This is a genomic window from Cellulosilyticum ruminicola JCM 14822 (assembly GCF_001311925.1).
Classification (GTDB): domain Bacteria; phylum Bacillota; class Clostridia; order Lachnospirales; family Cellulosilyticaceae; genus Cellulosilyticum; species Cellulosilyticum ruminicola.
In genome coordinates this window covers 25721-46209 of sequence record NZ_BBCG01000017.1, presented here as the reverse complement: position 1 = coordinate 46209, position 20489 = coordinate 25721, and the positions used below count along the sequence as shown (strand labels likewise).

8 protein-coding genes are annotated in these 20489 nt (G+C 30.1%); all 8 read left to right on the top strand.

Features of this window, described 5'->3' with window-relative positions; genetic code table 11:
- Positions 1 to 3: 3 nt before the first annotated feature.
- The 8 genes from JCM14822_RS07975 to JCM14822_RS07940 are packed head-to-tail and all read left to right on the top strand — an operon-like array spanning position 4 to position 20398.
- Complete coding sequence (locus tag JCM14822_RS07975) at positions 4 to 9018, top strand: non-ribosomal peptide synthetase (RefSeq protein ID WP_054741285.1); 9015 nt, start codon at positions 4 to 6, stop codon at positions 9016 to 9018.
- A 19-nt stretch (positions 9019 to 9037) separates the two neighbouring features.
- Complete coding sequence (locus JCM14822_RS07970; protein WP_054741282.1) at positions 9038 to 10390, top strand: hypothetical protein; 1353 nt, start codon at positions 9038 to 9040, stop codon at positions 10388 to 10390.
- Between the two features lie 51 nt (positions 10391 to 10441).
- On the top strand, positions 10442 to 11416 hold the full coding sequence (locus JCM14822_RS07965) for a U32 family peptidase (protein ID WP_054741280.1): 975 nt from the start codon (positions 10442 to 10444) through the stop codon (positions 11414 to 11416).
- A gap of 22 nt (positions 11417 to 11438) precedes the next feature.
- Complete coding sequence (locus JCM14822_RS07960; protein WP_054741278.1) at positions 11439 to 15947, top strand: non-ribosomal peptide synthetase; 4509 nt, start codon at positions 11439 to 11441, stop codon at positions 15945 to 15947.
- Positions 15948 to 15985: 38 nt separating this feature from the next.
- Positions 15986 to 16768, top strand: coding sequence for an acyl-CoA dehydratase activase (locus JCM14822_RS07955; RefSeq protein ID WP_054741276.1), 783 nt, complete (start codon positions 15986 to 15988; stop codon positions 16766 to 16768).
- 10 nt (positions 16769 to 16778) lie between these two features.
- Positions 16779 to 17828, top strand: a complete 1050-nt coding sequence (locus JCM14822_RS07950; RefSeq protein WP_054741275.1) for a 2-hydroxyacyl-CoA dehydratase subunit D — start codon at positions 16779 to 16781, stop codon at positions 17826 to 17828.
- Positions 17829 to 17844: 16 nt separating this feature from the next.
- The gene (locus JCM14822_RS07945) at positions 17845 to 19035 is read left to right on the top strand and encodes a 2-hydroxyacyl-CoA dehydratase subunit D (protein ID WP_054741273.1); all 1191 of its coding nucleotides are present in this window, start codon (positions 17845 to 17847) and stop codon (positions 19033 to 19035) included.
- Positions 19036 to 19078: 43 nt separating this feature from the next.
- On the top strand, positions 19079 to 20398 hold the full coding sequence (locus JCM14822_RS07940) for a serine hydrolase domain-containing protein (RefSeq protein ID WP_054741271.1): 1320 nt from the start codon (positions 19079 to 19081) through the stop codon (positions 20396 to 20398).
- The last annotated feature ends 91 nt before the right edge of the window (positions 20399 to 20489 follow it).

The following is a 20489-nucleotide window of genomic DNA, read 5'->3' as shown; positions in this document are numbered from 1 at the left end:
TATATGAATAAAGACATAGCAATAATAGGAATAGCAGGAAGATTTCCCGATGCAGCTAACCTAGATGAGTTATTCGTAAATATGAAAGTTGGTAAAGATAGCATCAGAGAAATAGATAAACAAAGAATTAAGGATACAGCACTACCACCTGATGGTAAATATTATATAGGGGGATATCTCACAGATATTGATAAGTTTGATTATAAGTTATTTAATATTTCAAAAGGTGAGGCTGAAGCAATGAGTCCCACACAGCGAATGTTACTTGAAGTAGTGTATGAGACATTTGAGAGTTCGGGATATGGATGTAAGTATTTTGATGGATCAGATACAGCAGTATTTGTTAGTGCTTCTTCATCAGATTACTATGAACTAGCTGATAAATTTTCGCCAACTTTGATAAGTGGAAATGCAGATGCGTATCTCCCTTCTGTCATTGCTAGGCAGTTTAATCTTACGGGAAATGCTCAATATATTAATACAGCATGTTCTTCTAGCCTTGCTATTATTCATAATGCATGTAATGAGTTATTATTAGGAAATGCAGAATATGCATTAGCATGTGGGGCGAATATTTATATTTTCCCGTATTCAAAATTACCATACTCTGATGAGGATAAGATGAATCTAGATTCTCCTGATGGTAAATCAAAAGCATTTTCTAATGATGCGAATGGGATGTCTTATGGGGAATCTGTAAGTTGTGTATTATTAAAAAAATTGGATAAGGCAATCGAAGATCAAGATATGATTTATGCTGTTATTAAAAATACCGCGGTTAATAATAATGCAGCTAAGTCAGATAGTATTAAAGCTGTAGACAGTATTGCACAAGCAGAGTTAATTGAAAAAGTTTGCGATACAGTACATATCAATCCAGCAAGTATAGGATATATAGAAGCACATGGCTCAGGAACAAAATTAGGTGATGCATTAGAAATTGAAGGGTTAAATAAAGTTTTCAAAAAGCATACAGATCAAAAGAAAATTGCACCAGTATCTACTATTAAATCTAATATTGGGCATACAAGAATGGCAGCAGGTATATGTGGTCTTGTAAGAGCTGTGTTAGCTTTAGAAAATAAAGTTATTTTTCCAACAGCTAATTTTAAAACGCCAAGTGAGTTAATTGATTTTGAAAATGCATCTGTATATGTTAGTACAGAATTGAAGGATTGGGTGAAGAAGAATGATGAGCCAAGATATGCAGGGGTTACTTCATTAGGGGAAAGTGGTATTAACTGTCATGTATTGTTAGAAGAAGCACCTGTTAGAAAGCCTATAGCATCAAATAAAACAGAAGAATACTTAGTTACCCTATCTTCAAAGTCACAGGATGGCTTAATTAAAAATGCATCTGTTCTAAGAAAAAAATTAGAAGAATCTACAACATTAAATATTAATGATATAAGTTATACACTAAACAAAGGACGTAATCATTATAAATATAGATTTTCAGCAGTAGTACATGATGTTAATGAGTTAAATCTAAAGTTAGATGAGTTCATAAGTACTAAAAGATATGATGAATCTAAGAAGCATTCTTTAGATAAATTAATTATGGTAATAGCTGATCAAGAAAACCAAATACAAATGGATTTAGTTAATTTACTTAAAGATAAATATCCTATAGTAAAGAAGAGTATGGATGAATGTGCAGCAGTTGGAAATCTAGAGAATAAATACTTTTTAGATTTTGCAGTTCAATATAGTGTGTATAGATTATTTGAATACTTTGGTATTACTTCAGAGCATTTATTATGTATGGGCATAGGAGAAATTATATATGATGTGATACAAGGTGAAAGTTCACTAGAAGAGGCAGCTAAGTTAGTTGAAGAATATGAATATGAACCATTAGATAATTTAGAACAGCGTATAGAAAAACTCCTTAATCAAGAAGTAACAAATACACAAACAGTATTTTTAGGAACAGGGTATGAAAATAATATTTTAAGAGTATTACGTAAATATGAGGGAGAAAAATATCAATTTACTGTTATAGATTTAGTTAAAGAAAATAATATAGATCCTTTTATAAAGATAGTTCAGTTACTTTATTTAAATCAGTATGAAGTAGATTTTGCAAAGTTCCATGATTTCTATAAAGGATTAAAAATTGCGTTACCATCTTATCAATTTGAAAAGGATAGATGTTGGTTAAGAGATAAACCACGTCAACAAAATGAAAAGATAAATCAAGGTGTAGAAGAGTTGCTTGTAGAAAAAGATGCATCTGAATTAGAGTTATTAATTGCACATTATTGGCATGATGCCTTAGAAAATATAGGAAGCTTCTCTGTAAAAGATAATTTCTTTGAAATAGGAGGTACTTCTCTTAAGGCAACTCAAATTATCAATAAAATTGCAAAACATTTATCAATTAAACTTTCTTTTGAAGATATATTTGATTACTCAGAAGTTGGCTTGTTGGCTGAGTATATTGATAGTTTACTTTCAACAAAACAGAAAATGGCTATGTTTTGGAAGGAAATATTAAAAGTTGAAACGCTAGAGGATTCAGATGACTTTTTTGAACTTGGTGGGCACTCATTATTAGCAAGTCAAGTTCTTATAAAAATTAAAAAGGAATTTGGAGTTGAATTAAACTTCGAGGATATGTTTAAACATAGTACATTAAAAGCGTTAGCAGATTTAATTGATCAGCTAAAAGTACAAGAAAAAAATAGTGTAGATATCTATGAAATTCCAAAAGCAAGCAAGAAAGCGTATTATCCTTTATCTTCAGCACAAAGGAGAATATATATCTTACAAGAAATGGATCAAGATGTTACCAACTACAATGTAAGTGGGGCATTAATAATAGAAGGAAAATTAGATGTAGATAAGTTAAATAAAGCCTTTAATACTTTAATAGAGCGCCATGAAGCTTTAAGAACATCTTTTACAATAGTAGGAGATGAAGTAGTACAGCAGATTCATGATAAGGTGGACTTTAAGATAGAAGAGGAAGATACAGCTGATCAGGATGTAAATCAAATGATGAAAGGATTTGTTAAAAACTTTGATTTACAGAGTGCACCTTTATTAAGAGTAAAATTAGTTACCTTACAAGATAAGAAACAACATATTTTACTCTATGATACACATCATATTGTTGTAGATGGTACATCTATGAAACTTATGATTGATGAATTGGCTATTTTATATAGTGGTGGACAATTAAAACCGATTCAAGTGCAATATAAAGATTATGCACAGTGGCAGACAAGCAAAGAATGGTTAAGTAAAATAGAAAAACAAAAAGCTTATTGGTTAGATGTCTTCGAAGGAGATATACCAGTATTAAATTTACCATATGATTATCCAAGGCCAGCAGAACAAAGTTTTGAGGGAGATAGTGTAAGTTTTGTAATCAATAAGCAGCTAACAGAGTATCTCAACAAGATTGCTAAAGAAACAGATACAACCTTATATATGGTATTACTTTCTATATGTCATATTTTATTAGCTAAATATAGTGGTCAAGATGATATAGCTATAGGTACACCTATTGCAGGAAGAAATTCTATAGGTATAGAAAAGACAATAGGTATGTTTGTTAATACATTGGTTATGAGAAATAAAATAGACTCTGAAAAGTCTTATAAAGACTTTTTAAGTGAAGTAAAACAAAACGCATTAAAGGCATATGAATATCAAGATTATCCATTTGAAGATTTAGTGGATCAGGTAGATAAAGAAAGAGATTTAAGTAGAAATGCACTATTTGATGTAATGTTTGCATTACAAAATGAAGGTGGAAATGAGGCTATTGCAGTAGAGGGCATAAAGATAAGTCCATGTCTTCTAGAAAGTAATACTTCTAAATTTGATATATTAGTCAATGCCACATTAAATCAAGATGAAATTTGTATAACTTTAGAATACAGTTGTAAGTTATTTAAAAAAGAAACGATTCAGCGTATGTGTAAACACTTCATTAATATAATTAAGGACATATCTGAAGATAAAGAGATTTGTATTAAAGAAATTGATTTATTAAGAGAAGAGAAAAGAGCAATTCTGGTTGATTTAAATAATACTTATCGCGAATATGAAGCAGAAAAGACAATTGTCTCATTATTTGAAGAGCAGGTAGTTAAAACACCTCAGTGTACTGCAATAGTTTGCCAAGGAGAAGCTATAACTTATAACGAACTTAATCAAAGAAGTAATCAGTATGCAAGAAAATTAAAAGAATTACAAGTTGAATCAGGTGATATAGTAGGCTTATTAATGGAACGTTCTAGTGAAATGATAAGTTGTCTGTTAGGCGTTTTAAAAGCGGGTGCGACTTACTTACCTATAGACCCAAATTATCCACAGGGACGTATAGCATATATGTTAGATAATAGCTGTGCAAAGGTAATTCTCACAGATGAAAATAGCATACATAAATTAAATGATTCATATAGGAATGCTATTAATATTGATGATGTTGACATAGCATCTTATGAATGTACGAATTTAACAACACAAGGCAAAGCTGAGGATTTACTATATGTTATTTATACTTCTGGAACAACAGGAAAACCTAAGGGTGTTATGATTACTAATCGTAATATGGTGAATTTAATCTGTCATGAATATAATTCTTCCGAAATTGACTTTTCAGAAAGGGTTTTACAATTTACAACAAGTAGCTTTGATGTATGTTATCAAGAAGTCTTCTCTACGTTATTAAAGGGAGGAAGTTTATATATTATTGATGAAGAAGGTAAAAGAGATATTAATTACTTATTTGAATTTATAGCAGCCAATACAATTAGTGTAGTCTTTTTACCTACAGCCCTAATCAAGAGTTTAATGACGGATAAAGAATATGTACAGGCGATTCCAAATTCCATAAAACATATCATTACAGCAGGTGAACAACTTATATTAAGTGAGTATTTACAAGAGTATTTATTAGCAAAGGATATATGTTTACATAATCATTATGGACCAGCAGAAACGCATGTTGTAACGACCTATACTATAAATAAAGATAATGTAACAAAGCAGCCACCTATAGGAAAGCCTATACAAAATACAGGAATTTATATTTTAAATGAACATATGCAAGTACAACCTATAGGAGTATATGGTGAGATTTATATAGCTGGTGATAGCGTAGGTAAGGGATATATAGATAATTCAGAACTTACACAAATGAAGTTTATTAAAAATCCAGTAGCACATCTTATAGAAAATGAAAAACAAAAAACTATTCATTCAGAATATGTATATGCTACAGGGGATATTGGTAGATGGAGAGCAGATGGAAATATAGAATATTTAGGCAGAATGGATCATCAAGTAAAAATTAGAGGTTATCGAGTAGAAACGAGTGAGATTGAAGTACAACTTATGAAATGCGAGCACATTAATCAAGTTACTGTAGTAGCTAGAAGTGAAGACGGAATTGCAAGTTACTTATGTGCTTATTATGTTGCTGATGAAACTGTATCTGTGGATGAGTTGAAAAGTTATTTAGCAATGCAGCTTCCTGAGTATATGATTCCATCGTACTTTATTAAACTAGAGAAGTTGCCTACTTTACCTAATGGAAAAATAAATAAGAAAGTATTACCAAATCCAAGTAAAGAAGTAGGTATTGGAACACAATATGTAGCACCTACTAATGAAGTTGAAAAGCAACTTATTGAGATTTGGCAAGAGCTTTTTGAGATTAAGAAAATTGGAATACAAGATAATTTCTTTGAACTAGGTGGACATTCTTTAAAAGTTGCGATATTACGATCTAAAATTAACAGTACATTTAAGATAGATTATCCATTTAAAAAGATTTTTAATACGCCAACTATTAAGGCGATGGCAGAATATATTACAGCTAACAAAGTAGAATACCATGAAGCATCACCTATTGAAGTAGTAGAAGAAAAACCATATTATGAACTATCTGCTGCACAAAAGAGAATGTATTTCTTATGTCAAATGCAAAGTACAGCTTATAATATGTCTTCTGCAACGAAAATAGAAGGACATTTAGAAAAGAAAAAGCTAGAAGATGCATTGTATCAAATTATTAATAGACATGAAGCTTTAAGAACATCATTTGTTAATGTAAATGGTAAGATTATGCAAAAGATTCATTTAGATTTTACATTCAACTTAGATTACCTAATGTGTAAAGAAGATGAAGTGGAACAAGTAATCAATGAATTTATAAGACCATTTAATCTAGACGAAGCTCCATTATTTAGAGCCAAGTTATTAAGTATAACAGATACAGAGCATATTCTTTTAGTAGATATGCCACATATTGTAGCTGATGGGGTTTCATTAAAGATATTAATAAATGAAATACTTCAAATCTATGAAGGAAATAACTTAAAACCATTAAAATTACAGTATAAAGATTACTCAGAATGGCAAAACAGATGTATTGAAGGTAATAAGTTAAAAAAATATGAGGATTACTGGTTAGATTTATATAAAGATGGTGTTCCTCAATTAGAATTGCCAACAGATTATCCGAGACCATCTGTACAAAATTACGAAGGGGATATTTATACATTTAATTTAGATGAAGAATTAACTGCAGCTCTACGTAAACTATCAACTGAGAAAAATTGTACAGTATATATGATTTTATTAGCAACGTTTAATGTATTACTTTCAAAAATTACACATCAGGAAGATATTGTCTTAGGTATGCCAGTAGTAGGAAGAGATTATGAAGATTTATATAATATGGTTGGGGTATGTTTAAATACTATTGCTATTAGAAATAAACCAGAGTTTGATAAGTCATTTAAAGTATTCTTAGATGAGGTAAGAGAAAGTATATTAAAAGGTTATGAAAATCAAGAATATCCTTTTGAAATGTTAATAGATAGACTTCAGATTAGTCATGAAACAAGTAGAAATCCATTGTTTGATATTGCTTTTAATTTACAAGATGTTTCAATACTAGGACCAAATGCTGAGAGTAGCTTAGGCGAATTGAAGTTTAGTATGTATGACTTTAATAGAAGGTTAACGAACTTTGATATGATTTTCTTTGTTTATGATTATGATAAAACTGTAACTATTAAGTGCGATTATAGAACAAGCTTATTTAAACATTCAACTATTGTATATATAATGCAACAGTATTTATTAGTAATCAAAGAAGCCATTAAAAATCCAAATCAGAAAATTAAAGATTTCCAAGCCTTTTTATCAAGTCAATTAAAAGGAAAGAAAAATACAATTGTACCAATGATAGACTTTGAAAGGTTTAAAGAAGTAGAGAAATACACGAATGTTATTGAGAGATTCGAGGAAATAGCACAAAGATATCCGGATAGAGTAGCAATTAGGTGGAAAAATGAAGATATTACTTATGAGATGCTTAATAGAAAAACAGATCAAATAGGCACATATCTAGCTAAAGAAGTTATGGAACAAATAAATGTACCTAATGTAGCTATCCTATTTGAACATGGTGCACAAATGATAGAAGGTATGCTAGGTGTCTTAAAAGCAGGTAAAACATATGTTCCATTAGATCCTTCTTATCCACAAGGTCGACTTATTTATATGTTAGAAGATAGTAGAGCACAAGTAATTATTACTAATAATGTGAGTCTACAGTTAGCAAGAGAGTTAGCAGTGAAAGGAAAACAGCATATTATCAATATAGATGAGTTGGATTTAGAAAATATACCAGTAGTTAATAAAACAAAAGCTCAATTAGAGGATATTGCCTTTATTATTTATACCTCTGGTTCAACAGGAAAACCTAAAGGAGTTATGCATAGTCATAATAATACACTGAATTATATAAGTATGTATAGCAATGAAATTACATTGAATAAAGAGGATAAGGTAGGATTATTTACTTCATATAGCCACGCAGTAGCAGTTATAGATATTTTTGCGGCTTTACTTAATGGGGCTTGTATATGTCCTTATAATTTAAAAGCTGATGATAATGAATTAAATGCAACAAAATGGCTTTTAAAAGAAGAAATAACTGTATATCACTCTATACCACAAGTATTTAGATACTGCGTTAAGTCACTACAGGAAAATCAAATATTCTCAAAGATTAGATTGATTATCCTTGGAGGAGAGGCTGTTTACAATAAAGATGTAGAACTTGCAAAGAAATACTTTGCACCAGAGTGTCAAATGGTAAATTTATTAGGTGCTTCAGAAGTACTTGTAGGAACATTCTACTATGTAAATAAAGCGTTAGATGTTGCAAGAAATACAGTTCCAGTAGGCTATCCATTTAAAGATATGGAGGTACTTTTACTAAATGAAAAAGATGAGGAAGTATCTGTTTATGAGGTGGGTGAAATCGTATATTGTAGCAAGTACCTTTCAGAAGGTTATTGGAAAAATGAGGGTAAGACCAATGAGGTATTCCAAATCAATCCTATTACACATAAAGATAGAGTTTATAGAAGTGGCGATTTAGGACGTATGTTGCCAACTGGTGAAATTGAATATATGGGAAGAAAAGATTTCCAAATTAAAATTAGAGGTTATAGGATTGAACCAGGTGAAATAGAAAGTTGTTTATTAGAATGTAGTGGTATTCTTGAGGCAGCTGTAGTTGCATTTGAAGATGATATCAATCAGAAGTATTTAGTAGCTTATGTAGTGGGAGAAGAGTCATTAGACGGAGAATTAGTAGAGAAGCAGTTAACTAAGAAATTACCTACATATATGATACCAAGTCAACTTGTTTTATTAGATAAAATGCCACTTACACCTAATGGAAAGATAGATAGAAATACTTTACCTAAACCTGAAAAACAAGTTAGTGAAACACAGGAGATGCCATGTAACGAAATAGAGCAGCAGTTGCTTGAAATTTGTAAGGAATATTTACAAGCAGAAGATATATCTGTAGATCAAAGCTTTTTTGATATAGGCGGACAATCATTGATGGCTGTTGAATTAACTGAAAAGATTAGAGAAGTTTTTCATGTGAATATCAAACTACGCCATATAATAGAATCTTCTACAATTAGAGAAATAGCACAGCACATTGCGGAACAAGAAAAAATTAAATAACAAATAGGAGAATAGACAAATGAGATATGAAGTACGTAAGAACCCATCTACTATCTTTGCTTATGTAAATGAGGTAGATGTAAGAATGCTAACAATTGAAAATGGGGTATTAGTATTTGAATGTGATGAAGAATTAGAGGGTACATGTAAGGCAATGATTTCCGTATTAGATATTAATACATTTAACTATGAAGAGACATACTTTGAACACTGCGAAGTCATTAAACAAAATGAAGGCAAATATTACAATACATATGAAGCAAAAATTATTGAACAAACACCTGATAAAATAAAAAGATTAGAAACATTATTAGATCAATTACAAGATGTAGATAAAATCTTTGATGAGACTTGGGTAGCAACCAATAATCTGTTAAAAAGTAAAAAACAAAATATGAGTCATTATGATTATGAAAAAGATAGTGAGTATTGCAAAGACTTTGAAGAACAAAAAAGATATTTCTTTGATTTGCCAGAAAGTAATGTACAAGTACCAGAAGAAGTTCAACTTGCTTTTGTAGTAAGTGAGTTTAAATATTATAAACAAATTATTGAGACAAGTTATAAGGAAGTATTAAGTAAATGCTTAAAGGATACGAACATAAGTGATAATGGTATTTTTAAACAAAAGTTATCAAGAGTTTATATTGGTAATGACTTCTGTGCAAACTTATTCCCTGATGAAAAATTATTAATGGAACTTGTAGAAAAAGCTTATGATGAAAGACTTGATGTGACAATTTGCTATCCACCAATTATTCAAAGAAATTTAGAAACTCTAAAAGGTGCATTAAGTAAATTAGATGATTTTTGTAAACAAAATGAAATCCAAATGGAAATAACGGTTAATGACTGGGGAATGATTGGATTACTTCAAGAAGAAAACTATAGCAATCTTAAACCTATTTTAGGTCGATTATTAAATAAACGAAAGAAAGATACAAGAATGCATCATAGAATGGCATATAGCAATTATGGCATAGAATTTGGATTAAATAATTTAAATGTAGATCATTACAGAGCATTTCTTGAAAAGTATGGAATAACAAGATATGAATTTGAAGCATTTAACTTTAAGAATGTCATTCCAGAAGGAAAACATTCACTTCATTTTCCATTCTTCCAAACAAATACAGCTTCTAACTGTGTTCTTTATGCAAACTGCAAAAACCATACAGTAAGTAAACAAGAATTACCAGTTAGCTGTCCACATTACTGTGAAGAGTTCTATTTTAGTTATCCAAAACACTTAAATATTATTGGCAAAAATAATTGTATTTTTGGATTTGATAATAAGATATTTATAGATCAAGAAATTATAGATTATTATGCAGCACAAGGCATTGATAGATTAGCATTTACACCACTTTAGAGATTTCAGTAACATAATTATTTTAATTATATACAAGAGAGGACAAAGAATATGAAAATTTTAGCTCCATTATCACAAATTGAGAACTTTGAGCCATTAGTTGAAGCAGGTGCAGATGAGTTCTTTGCTGGAATATTTCCTTATGAATGGTTAAAAAAATATAATGCAGTTTTTCCAATAAATAGACGTGAATACATATTTGGTAACTGTAATATTTCTTCTATGAATTCTATGAGAGCTTTAAGTAGAAAGAAAGAAGAATATAATATATCTGTAAAAATAGCATTTAACTCACATTATTTTATGCCAGAACAATATCCGATGGTTGCTGAAGCTATTAAGATGTTGATGGATTTAGGGTACAATACATTTATTTTGTCAGACGTTGCATTAATTGTGTATCTTAGAGAACATAATTTTAAATGTGCAATACATATCAGTGGAGAAATCCAAGTACTTAATGAATATTCTGCTAAGTTTTTAGAGCAATTAAATATAGAAAGATTTATTTTCCCAAGACGTTCTACAATTAAGGATATGGAAAATGTTATTAAAAATAGTGGTTTAACAAACAAGGACTATGAAGCATTTATGATGAATAGTTTCTGTCCTTATGATGGGGCATTTTGTAATTCATTACACTGTGATGAATTACAACATATTTGTTGGATTAAAGCACATTCTGCATCATTTAATCAACAATCAGATAGATTTAAATCTGTTAGAGAGGGATTACCTAAATATGCGCAAGCTATGCAATATAATGATCCAGATGCATCAGGAGTAGGATGTGAAGGATGCGGATTATGTGCAATTAAATCACTTGAAAAAATAGGAATAACAAATCTAAAAGTTGTAGGACGAGGTGTATCTATTGATGATATTACTCGAGATATTAGAACATTAAGAGATGTTATGAATATGTCTAAAGTTATTACAGACCAAGTAGAGTTTTCAAAAGCAGTACAAGATAAATATTTTAATGGAGACTGTTCTAATAGATTATGTTATTATCCTGAGAAATAATAAGTGACTAGTGAGGGAAAAAATGGAATCTAGAAAAACATATTATGATTTAACACATGCACAAAGGCGAATATGGTTCACTGAGAAAATATATAACAATACAGTTATGCATAATATTAGTGGAATGAAGATAATCCATGGTAATATAGATTTTTCAGTACTTGAGCAAGCAATTAATGAGGTAATCGAGAAGAACGAAGCACTTCGCTTAAGATTTGTACTGGTAAAGGATGAAATACAGCAATATGTAGCAAATTATAGTGCACAAAGTATAGAACAGTATGATTTTAGTCAGTTTGATAATCCAAAACAGAAGCTATTTGAATGGGCCAATGAAAAATCACAACAAGGATTTGATACGACGAAAGATAGGTTATATTACTTTGCTATGTTCCGTATTAACGATAATACAACAGGATATTATGTAAAATGTCATCATATTATTTTAGATGGTTGGTCTTTAAATATTTTAAATAAGGAGATTAATAGTGCCTATGCCTCAATTAAAGCAGGCACTATATCTCCTGGGGATTTTCCCTCTTACAGGGAATATATAGAGCAAGAAAATCAGTATCTAACGTCTGTGCAGTATGAAAAAGATAGAGAATATTGGATAGAGAAGTTTAATGAAGCATTTGAAAAAGGTACTATTGGTCAAAGTCATTCAGACTTTCAGTGCAAAGGGAATAGGCTGACTAAAGATTTTAATCAAGAAGAAGGCATTGCTATTAAAAAAATTATAAAAGAAAATAATATATCAATGAATATATATTTTGTTTCAGCAACATTGATTTATATGTATTTAGTAAATGGAACCAAAGATATGACACTGGGCATTCCTATTTATAATCGATTAGGAAGACAGATGAAGTCAACAGTAGGTATGTTTACAAGTACTATGCCATTTAAAATGCAAATTAATGAGAAGTGGGATATTAAAACTTTGTTTGAAAATGTTAAAAAGGAAATGTGGAATCATTTTAAACATCAAAGATATCCCTATGATGTATTATTACGGGAAGTTGGTAAGCATTTAACGAACAAAGATGGATTATTTGAACTTACCGTTAATTGCTATAATATGGATTTTAGAGAAGAAATAGATTGTATGCCTGTTGAACATCAAGAAATTTATAATGGTCATCAAGCGTACCCTTTACAAATGATTGTAAGAGATTTACAAGAATGTGATCAGATTTCTTTAGACTTTGATTATAAAGTGAGTGATTATTCTTCAAATAAAATGGAAGAAATGAGTAAAGGAATTGTAAATGTTGTTAAATATATGATGAAACATATAGAACAGAAGATTGAGGATATTAGTTTCATTAATTCAGAAGATGAAAAATATTTAACTATAGATTTTAATCAAACAAATGCATATTATCCGAAAGAGAAAAGTATTTATCAGTTATTTGAAGAACAAGTGAAGAAAACACCACAGCGACCTGCATTAGTATTTAATGAGAAAATATTAACTTACAAAGAACTTTATCAGCGTGTAGATGCATTAGCAAGTCACATAATGGCAAGACGTACGCAGATAGAAGAAAAAGTATGTATTATGACAAGTCATTCTTTTGAGATGATAGTTGCTATATTAGCTACATTAAAAGCTGGTTGTATGTATGTACCATTAGATTATAAGTATCCTGTACAAAGATTAAATTATATTATAGAAGACACACAATGTAAAATTTTGCTTACCAATGTAGAGATACCAGAACAGTTGATATTTAATGGTGAAATATTTGATTTAAATAGGAAGGAATTATATCAAAAAGAGGAGATACAACCTAAAGAATATTTCCCTAACAGTGGATTAGCATATATTATTTATACATCAGGTTCTACTGGTAAACCTAAAGGCGTAATGGTTGAGCAAAAAGGATTAGTTAACTACATTTGGTGGGCTAAAAATAAATATATAAAAGATGAAAATGATGTAGTAGCATTATATTCTTCTCTATCCTTTGATTTAACTGTTACATCGATTTTTATGCCACTTATTAATGGAAATAAAGTGGCCATTTATGAAGATGATGGTACAGAATTTATATTACATAAAATATTAGCTGACAATAAGGCGACAATTATTAAGTTAACACCTGCACATTTATCACTTTTAATAGATAAGTATTATCATATGTCAAAGGTGAGGTGTTTTATAGTAGGTGGGGAAGATTTAAAAACGAGTTTAGCGAGTGAAGTGGTTACACACTTTGGAAATAATATTGAAATATATAATGAATATGGACCTACGGAAACCGTTGTAGGATGCATGATTCATAAATATAAACCTGAACAAGATAAAAATGCTTCAGTACCTATAGGCGTACCTATTTCAAATACACAAATTTATTTATTAGATCAAAATTTAAATCAAGTACCTATAAATGAAAGTGGAGAAATCTATATATCTGGTGATGGCGTAGCAAGGGGTTATATTAATAATGATGTCATGACGAAAGAACGATTTATTCAGAATCCTTTTATCAAAGGAAATAGGATGTATAAGACAGGCGATTTAGCGAGACATTTAAAAAGTGGTGTTATTGAGTACTTAGGAAGAGCGGATTTTCAGGTGAAAATCAGAGGATATCGTGTAGAACTTAGTGAAATAGAAAATCATTTAATAGAAATTGAATCTGTAGAGCAAGCAGTTGTTTTAGTAAGAGAATGGAAAAATGGTAGTAAATATCTTTGTGCTTATTTACAAAGTAACTCAAATTTATCGCTACAGTTAGTAAAAAATAAATTAGCTAGTCAGTTACCAGGATATATGGTACCAGAGAAATATATTATATTACAGGAATTTCCGATTACTTTAAATGGAAAAATCGATAGAAAGCAACTTCTAAACTATGAAGATAATGAAGTAAGTGAAATAAGTGACACAATCATAGAGCCACGTACAGAAATAGAAAGAGTATTAGTAAATACTTTAAGATCTCTTTTAGATAATCAATGTATTGGTCTAAAAAGTAATTTTTATCTTGTAGGTGGAGATTCTATTAGAGCTATTCAGCTTGCTACAAGGCTAAATGATCAGGGATATAAGATTACAGTAAAGGATATTTTATCTAATCTAGAAATTGAGCAAATGGCCAAATGCATTGAAAGTGTTACACAATCGGATGAAATAGGGGATGCTTATTCAGAAGGTGAATTAATGTGGACACCTATTATTTCATGGTTCTTTAGACAAAAAGAAATTCAAAATAAAAATTATTGGAATCAATCTCTTTTGTTGAAGTTAGAAGACGGTATTACAATAAGTGAACTAGAGGATGTATATAATGAACTAATTCGACATCATGATATATTACGTTTAAATTATGATAAAGAAAAGAATAAATTATATTATAATCTAAAGTATTTAACGAGTAGAAATGAAGTAGATACTTATACAATGCATATAGATAATGATGAATTATTAGATGAATGCTTATATAAAGTTTGCGAGAAGTTTAAAGAAAAAATGGATATTGAAAATGAAATAGGCTTTAGATGGTTAGCAATAGAAGTTAATGAAAAGGAACGTTATTTATTAATGTCGGCGCATCATTTACTAGTAGATGGTGTGTCATGGCGAATAATATTTGAGGATATCTTAACAACACTAAAAGGCCTTAGGGCAGGACAAAAAGTAATACCATACAAAAAAACTACTTCATATCAAACATGGGCTCAATATTTAGCCGAGTATAAAGTAAAAGAATTAGAAAGTAAAATAGATTATTGGAAAGATATTGAGTTAGAGTGTGTTAGATGTATGGAAAAGTTACCACGAGATATACGTGGAAATGGTATGAGTAAGGGATTAAGTAGTCGTATGACTCAATCGGTAACAACACAGATTTTAGGTGAAGCAAATCAAACGTATCAGACAGAAGCCTATGAGTTAATTCTAATAGCTTTAGTTCAGACAATAAACCATGAAATACATCATGAAAAAGTAGCTATAGAGATTGAAGAGCATGGAAGGAATAATGGGCTAAGTAGTATTAATTTAACTAAAACGGTAGGATGGTTTACAGCGATGTATCCAGCTGTATTTGTAGTAAAGAATCAGGAGATTCAAAGACAAATCAAAGAAATTAAAGAACAAATTAGGTTTGTTAAAGAAAAAGGATTTGAATATGGTTTATTAAAGCAAAATAGTGATGTTTTAGATGCTGAATATAAATTAATAAGATTCAATTATTTAGGGAATTTTGATGACAGTTTAAAAGAATTATTGTTTGAAGTTAAAAATATATCATATAGTGTGGATACCTTTAAAGAAAATGGTTTGACATGTCCATTAGAAATCAATGTGGTAGTAGTTAATCAGTGTTTACAGATTAATATGATTTATCGAGATGATTATTTCGAAGAAAAAGAAATAGAAACTTGGATGAATCATTATAAAGATACACTTGAAACATTGGTAAATACATGTATGGCAAATGAAACGGTTGATTTTACACCTTCTGATTTTAAGGGGTTAAATATGACAATCGATCAGTTAGATGAACTTTTTGAATAGTAGAATGTATGGGAGTTAAATAACACGGAGGTGCAGTTATGTTATATGCAGGAATAGATATAGGATCACAATCTACAGATGTAGTAATTATTGATGAAGAAAAGAAGATCAAAGGATATAGTGTAATTAGTACTGGGGCAATTCATAAAAATGCAGCAGAGTCAGCATTGGCGATTGCATGTAGCAATGCAAATTGTAATGTGGATGATATTAAATATGTAGTAGGAACAGGATATGGCAGAAAAAATATTAGCATAGCATCGAGTCAAGTAACAGAAATTACTTGTCACGCCAAAGGTGCTTTTTACCTTAATAATGACACGAGAATGATTTTAGACATTGGTGGTCAGGATAGTAAAGTTATTAAAATTGATAACTTAGGAAATGTAGTAGACTTTATAATGAATGAAAAATGTGCAGCAGGAACAGGAAGATTCCTTGAGACAATGGCAAGAATTTTAGAGGTAGACCTAAGCGAAATGGGAGAAAAAGGGATACAGTCTGAAAAAGATGTTAAACTCAGTAGTATATGTACAGTTTTTGCAGAGTCAGAAGTAATTTCAAAAATAGCAGAAGGGGATAAATGTGAGGACATTATTAATGGTATTCATAATACAATTTGTGATCGTGCTATTGGTATGATTCAAAGGCTATCATTAGAAGCTGTATTAACAATGACAGGTGGGGTTGCAAAAAATAGAGGTGTTGTTAGAAATCTATCTGAGCGTTTAGGAATTTCAGTCTTTGTACCAGAAGAACCTCAGATTGTAGGAGCATTAGGGGCAGCTGTAATCGCATACGAAAAGAGTAATAGGCGTTAGGAGAAGGAATATGGATGATAATACAAAATTAAATAATGTCATAGCTACTTTTTGTAGCTATATACCCGTAGAAATAATCGATGCAGCTGGATTAACTTATTCAAGAGTTATGGGAAATGGAGAAAGCATCAGTACGAAAGCAAAAGCGATGTTTCCAACATATATGTGTTCTTTTGTAGCTAATTGTTTAGATGAATTTGACAATAAAATCGAAAATTATGTAGGTGCTGTTGTTGCAAACTCATGCCATCCAATGCAAGCATTATATGAATGCACTGCTAAATTATATCCTTCAAAACCAATTATGATATTAGATGTTCCTAGAAATACGGATGAGGATGCTGTTGTGTATTTTGTTTCTGAACTTAAACGATTTATAGATTTTTTAGAGACAAACTATAATGTAAATATAACAGAAGAGAAGTTAAATGCATCTATTAAAAAATATAATAAAAGACGTATGGCAAGAGCTAAGTTAGAAGATTTAATCATTAATAATGAGATTAAATTAACGGCAGAAGAAATTGTTAAGTTAAACAATGATTTTAACAATGATAATGAAAATTACATTGATTCATTAGAAGAGTCGATAACTATTGCAAAAGAGCGTAAGGATGACAAAAGGTATATGCCTCGTATTATGTTAGCAGGAAATACATATATACCTACTGATATTGTAAATGTTATTGAAGAATATGATGGTAATGTTGTACTTAGTAATACCTGTAATAGTTATCGAAGTAGTGCTTTATTAATAGATGAAAATAAGGATCCATTAGAAGCTATAGCATATGCTTATCTTAATAAACCTGCATGTGCCAGAGAAAATGACTTAAATAAAAGAATAGAAGAATTTGAGACATTATTAGATGTCTATAAAATAGATGCTGTTATTTTCTCAGTTTTAAAATTCTGTACAGATCAAGCGTATTGGATGGTAAGTATTGGCGAGATTTTAAAAGAAAGAAATATACCTTTTCTTTTTATAGACTCTGATTATACAAATCTTGCATCAGGTCAGATTCATACACGAATTCAAGCGTTTTTAGAGATGCTATAGTGAGGAGGCCTCAAAGATGAAAATGATAGTACTAAAAGATAAAAAAGCGACTTTTAATGCAAACCATTATTATGAAGGCTTTTATTTTGATTTTATTGAGTTCATGAGTAGTTATCATAAGCAAGCCTTTATGAATCCTGAAAAATGTGTGTTTATAGATAGTGGGATACCTTCAGAAATCGTATTTGCAATGAAACTTATGCCTATAATGATTGAAACTGTTCCTACTTTAATATCTTCTATAAAGGCAAAAAAAGATGTTTTTGAATCAGCAGATACATATTTTTATAATTCAGGAACGTGTAGTTTTAGTAGATATACGTTACCTGCATTTGAGAGAAAAGAAATTCCGCTACCAAAAGCTTTTGTATCTACAACCGTATGTAAGGATATGTCAAATAATATAGCGATGTTAGCTAGAAAATATAATATTAAACATTATTGTATAGATGTACCTTATAAGAACAATGAAGAAAGTGTTACTTATTTGACGAAGCAGTATAAAGGTTTAATAGAATTTTTAGCTGAGATATCTGGAGAACCTATTGATTGGAATCATATTAATAAAGTACTTAACAATTCAGCACAGGTATTAAAATATATGAAAGCTGTTAATGAAATGCGTAAAAGTCAACCAGCTCTTTTCTATGGTGGGAATATGCTACGTTTTAGGAGCATCAATACATTAAGAGGAAGCGATGAAGCAGTTGATATTATGAAAGATTTATATGAACTGATGAAAGAAAGAAGTGAGAAGCACATCACTCCAGTTCAGAAAGAAAATATGAGAATATTGTGGGATGGCAGTAGTCCGTTGTATGAAAGAGAACTTTTTAATAAGTTAGAAAAAGAGATGGGAGCTATTATTGTAGCTGATCCATTGTGTTGTTTTTCATATTTAGATGATCTATTAGAGGTTGAAGATCCAATAGAGAGTCTTGCCCGTTTAATGTTAGCAAATCCTCTTGGGTCTAATAATGGAAAGCTCCTTGCACAGAAAGTTAAAGAATATAATGTAGATGGGGTTATTCATTTTGGACAATTAAACTGTAATGTCATTAATTCAAAAATGTATCTAGTCAAAGAGGAATTAAAGGAAGCAGGCGTGCCCTTATTAGAGTTAACAGGTGATCTTGTAGATCAAAGAAATGCTAGTATTGAACAAATTTTGACAAGGGTAGAAGCTTTTGTAGAAATGTTATTATAAATGGGGTCTCCTAGATTAAATGTAATAGGAGTTTGATTAAAAAATGATAAAAAAAGTGGATGAATTTATAAAAAAGCAAATGAGTCAGAGTAAAATACCAGGATGTTTTGTTATTGTGATTCATGAAGGTAAAACTGTATTAAAAAATAGTTACGGTTATGCAGATGTTAATAATAAGATAAAAGTATCTAATCAGACACTTTTTCAATTAGGTTCAACATCGAAAGCATTAACAGCAAGTGCTATATTATGGATGGAAGAGCAGTTATTACTTAATAGAAGTGACAAGATAAATAAATATCTACCATGGTTTCAAGCAGTTTATAAAGGAGAAAAGATGGATATAACGATAGAACAGTTATTATGCCATACAAGTGGAATACCTGGAAATACCATTATGGATATTGTAGAGACAGGTGAAAAATCTCGCTTAGAGGAATGCATATATCCATTTTTACCATTTCACCTTAAAACTATGCCTGGTAAAAGATTTGAATATGCGACCATCAATTATGATTTGTTAGGATGCATTATTGAGAGCATTAATAAGTGCAGTTTTAAATCATTTTTACAAGAGAAAGTTCTAAAGCCATTAGGAATGATAAATACTTATTTATTAGAAGAGGACATAATAGGCTGTGAAGTGTCAAAAGGTTATAAAATAGAAGGACTTAGGGCTAGAGAATATAAAGCACCATTTTATAGAAGTAATGTACCAGCAGGATATTATATGATGAATGGTATAGATTTAGAAAAATGGCTAAAATATCAGCTCAATATAACGTCAGAACATTTATTATCAAAAGTGATTAAAGTATCTCATGATACGGAGCAAGCGGCATTAGTAAAGGATAATACCTATTATGGAAATGGGTGGTACATAGATAAACAAAATGAAGCAATTTATCATTATGGAAGAAATCCAAATTTTGTCTCTAATATATATATATGGCCTAATAAAAAAACAGGTGTGGCAATCTTGGCGAATTCTAATTCAGGTTACTTGGATTATATGTGTAGAAAGATAATTGACATTTTAGAAGAAAAAAATGATGTGAAAAAAGATCCTGATATTTTCGTTATAGCAGATTACATAGCTACTTTTATTGATATAGGTGCAGTAGGGTGTATACTTTGGAAAGTATTAATGAATAGGCAATTTATAATGATTAATTTAGTTAGCTGCTTGATAGGTTTATTAGGAATAGTAAGTTTATTTGGTGTGATATATTGGATGAATAATCATTTAATTAAACTTAAACACAAAGTGAGTTTTATGAATGTTTGGGTACCAAAATCTCTTATTTATGCAGTATTTTTTCTGATAGGTGGTTTAATTTATGCAATGGTGCTGCTATTGTGATAGGTATTGACATTAAAAAGTTATATAGTATATAATTCTATTGTATTTTAAATAAAAAACTATAATTTTAAGATAAATTGGATTATAAGAT

Excerpts from the sequence above, each read along its gene's own strand:
- JCM14822_RS07975 (WP_054741285.1), top strand. The coding sequence starts at position 4 with ATGAATAAAGACATAGCAATAATAGGAATAGCAGGAAGATTTCCCGAT.
- JCM14822_RS07970 (WP_054741282.1), top strand. The coding sequence starts at position 9,038 with ATGAGATATGAAGTACGTAAGAACCCATCTACTATCTTTGCTTATGTA.
- JCM14822_RS07965 (WP_054741280.1), top strand. The coding sequence starts at position 10,442 with ATGAAAATTTTAGCTCCATTATCACAAATTGAGAACTTTGAGCCATTA.
- JCM14822_RS07960 (WP_054741278.1), top strand. The coding sequence starts at position 11,439 with ATGGAATCTAGAAAAACATATTATGATTTAACACATGCACAAAGGCGA.
- JCM14822_RS07955 (WP_054741276.1), top strand. The coding sequence starts at position 15,986 with ATGTTATATGCAGGAATAGATATAGGATCACAATCTACAGATGTAGTA.
- JCM14822_RS07950 (WP_054741275.1), top strand. The coding sequence starts at position 16,779 with ATGGATGATAATACAAAATTAAATAATGTCATAGCTACTTTTTGTAGC.
- JCM14822_RS07945 (WP_054741273.1), top strand. The coding sequence starts at position 17,845 with ATGAAAATGATAGTACTAAAAGATAAAAAAGCGACTTTTAATGCAAAC.
- JCM14822_RS07940 (WP_054741271.1), top strand. The coding sequence starts at position 19,079 with ATGATAAAAAAAGTGGATGAATTTATAAAAAAGCAAATGAGTCAGAGT.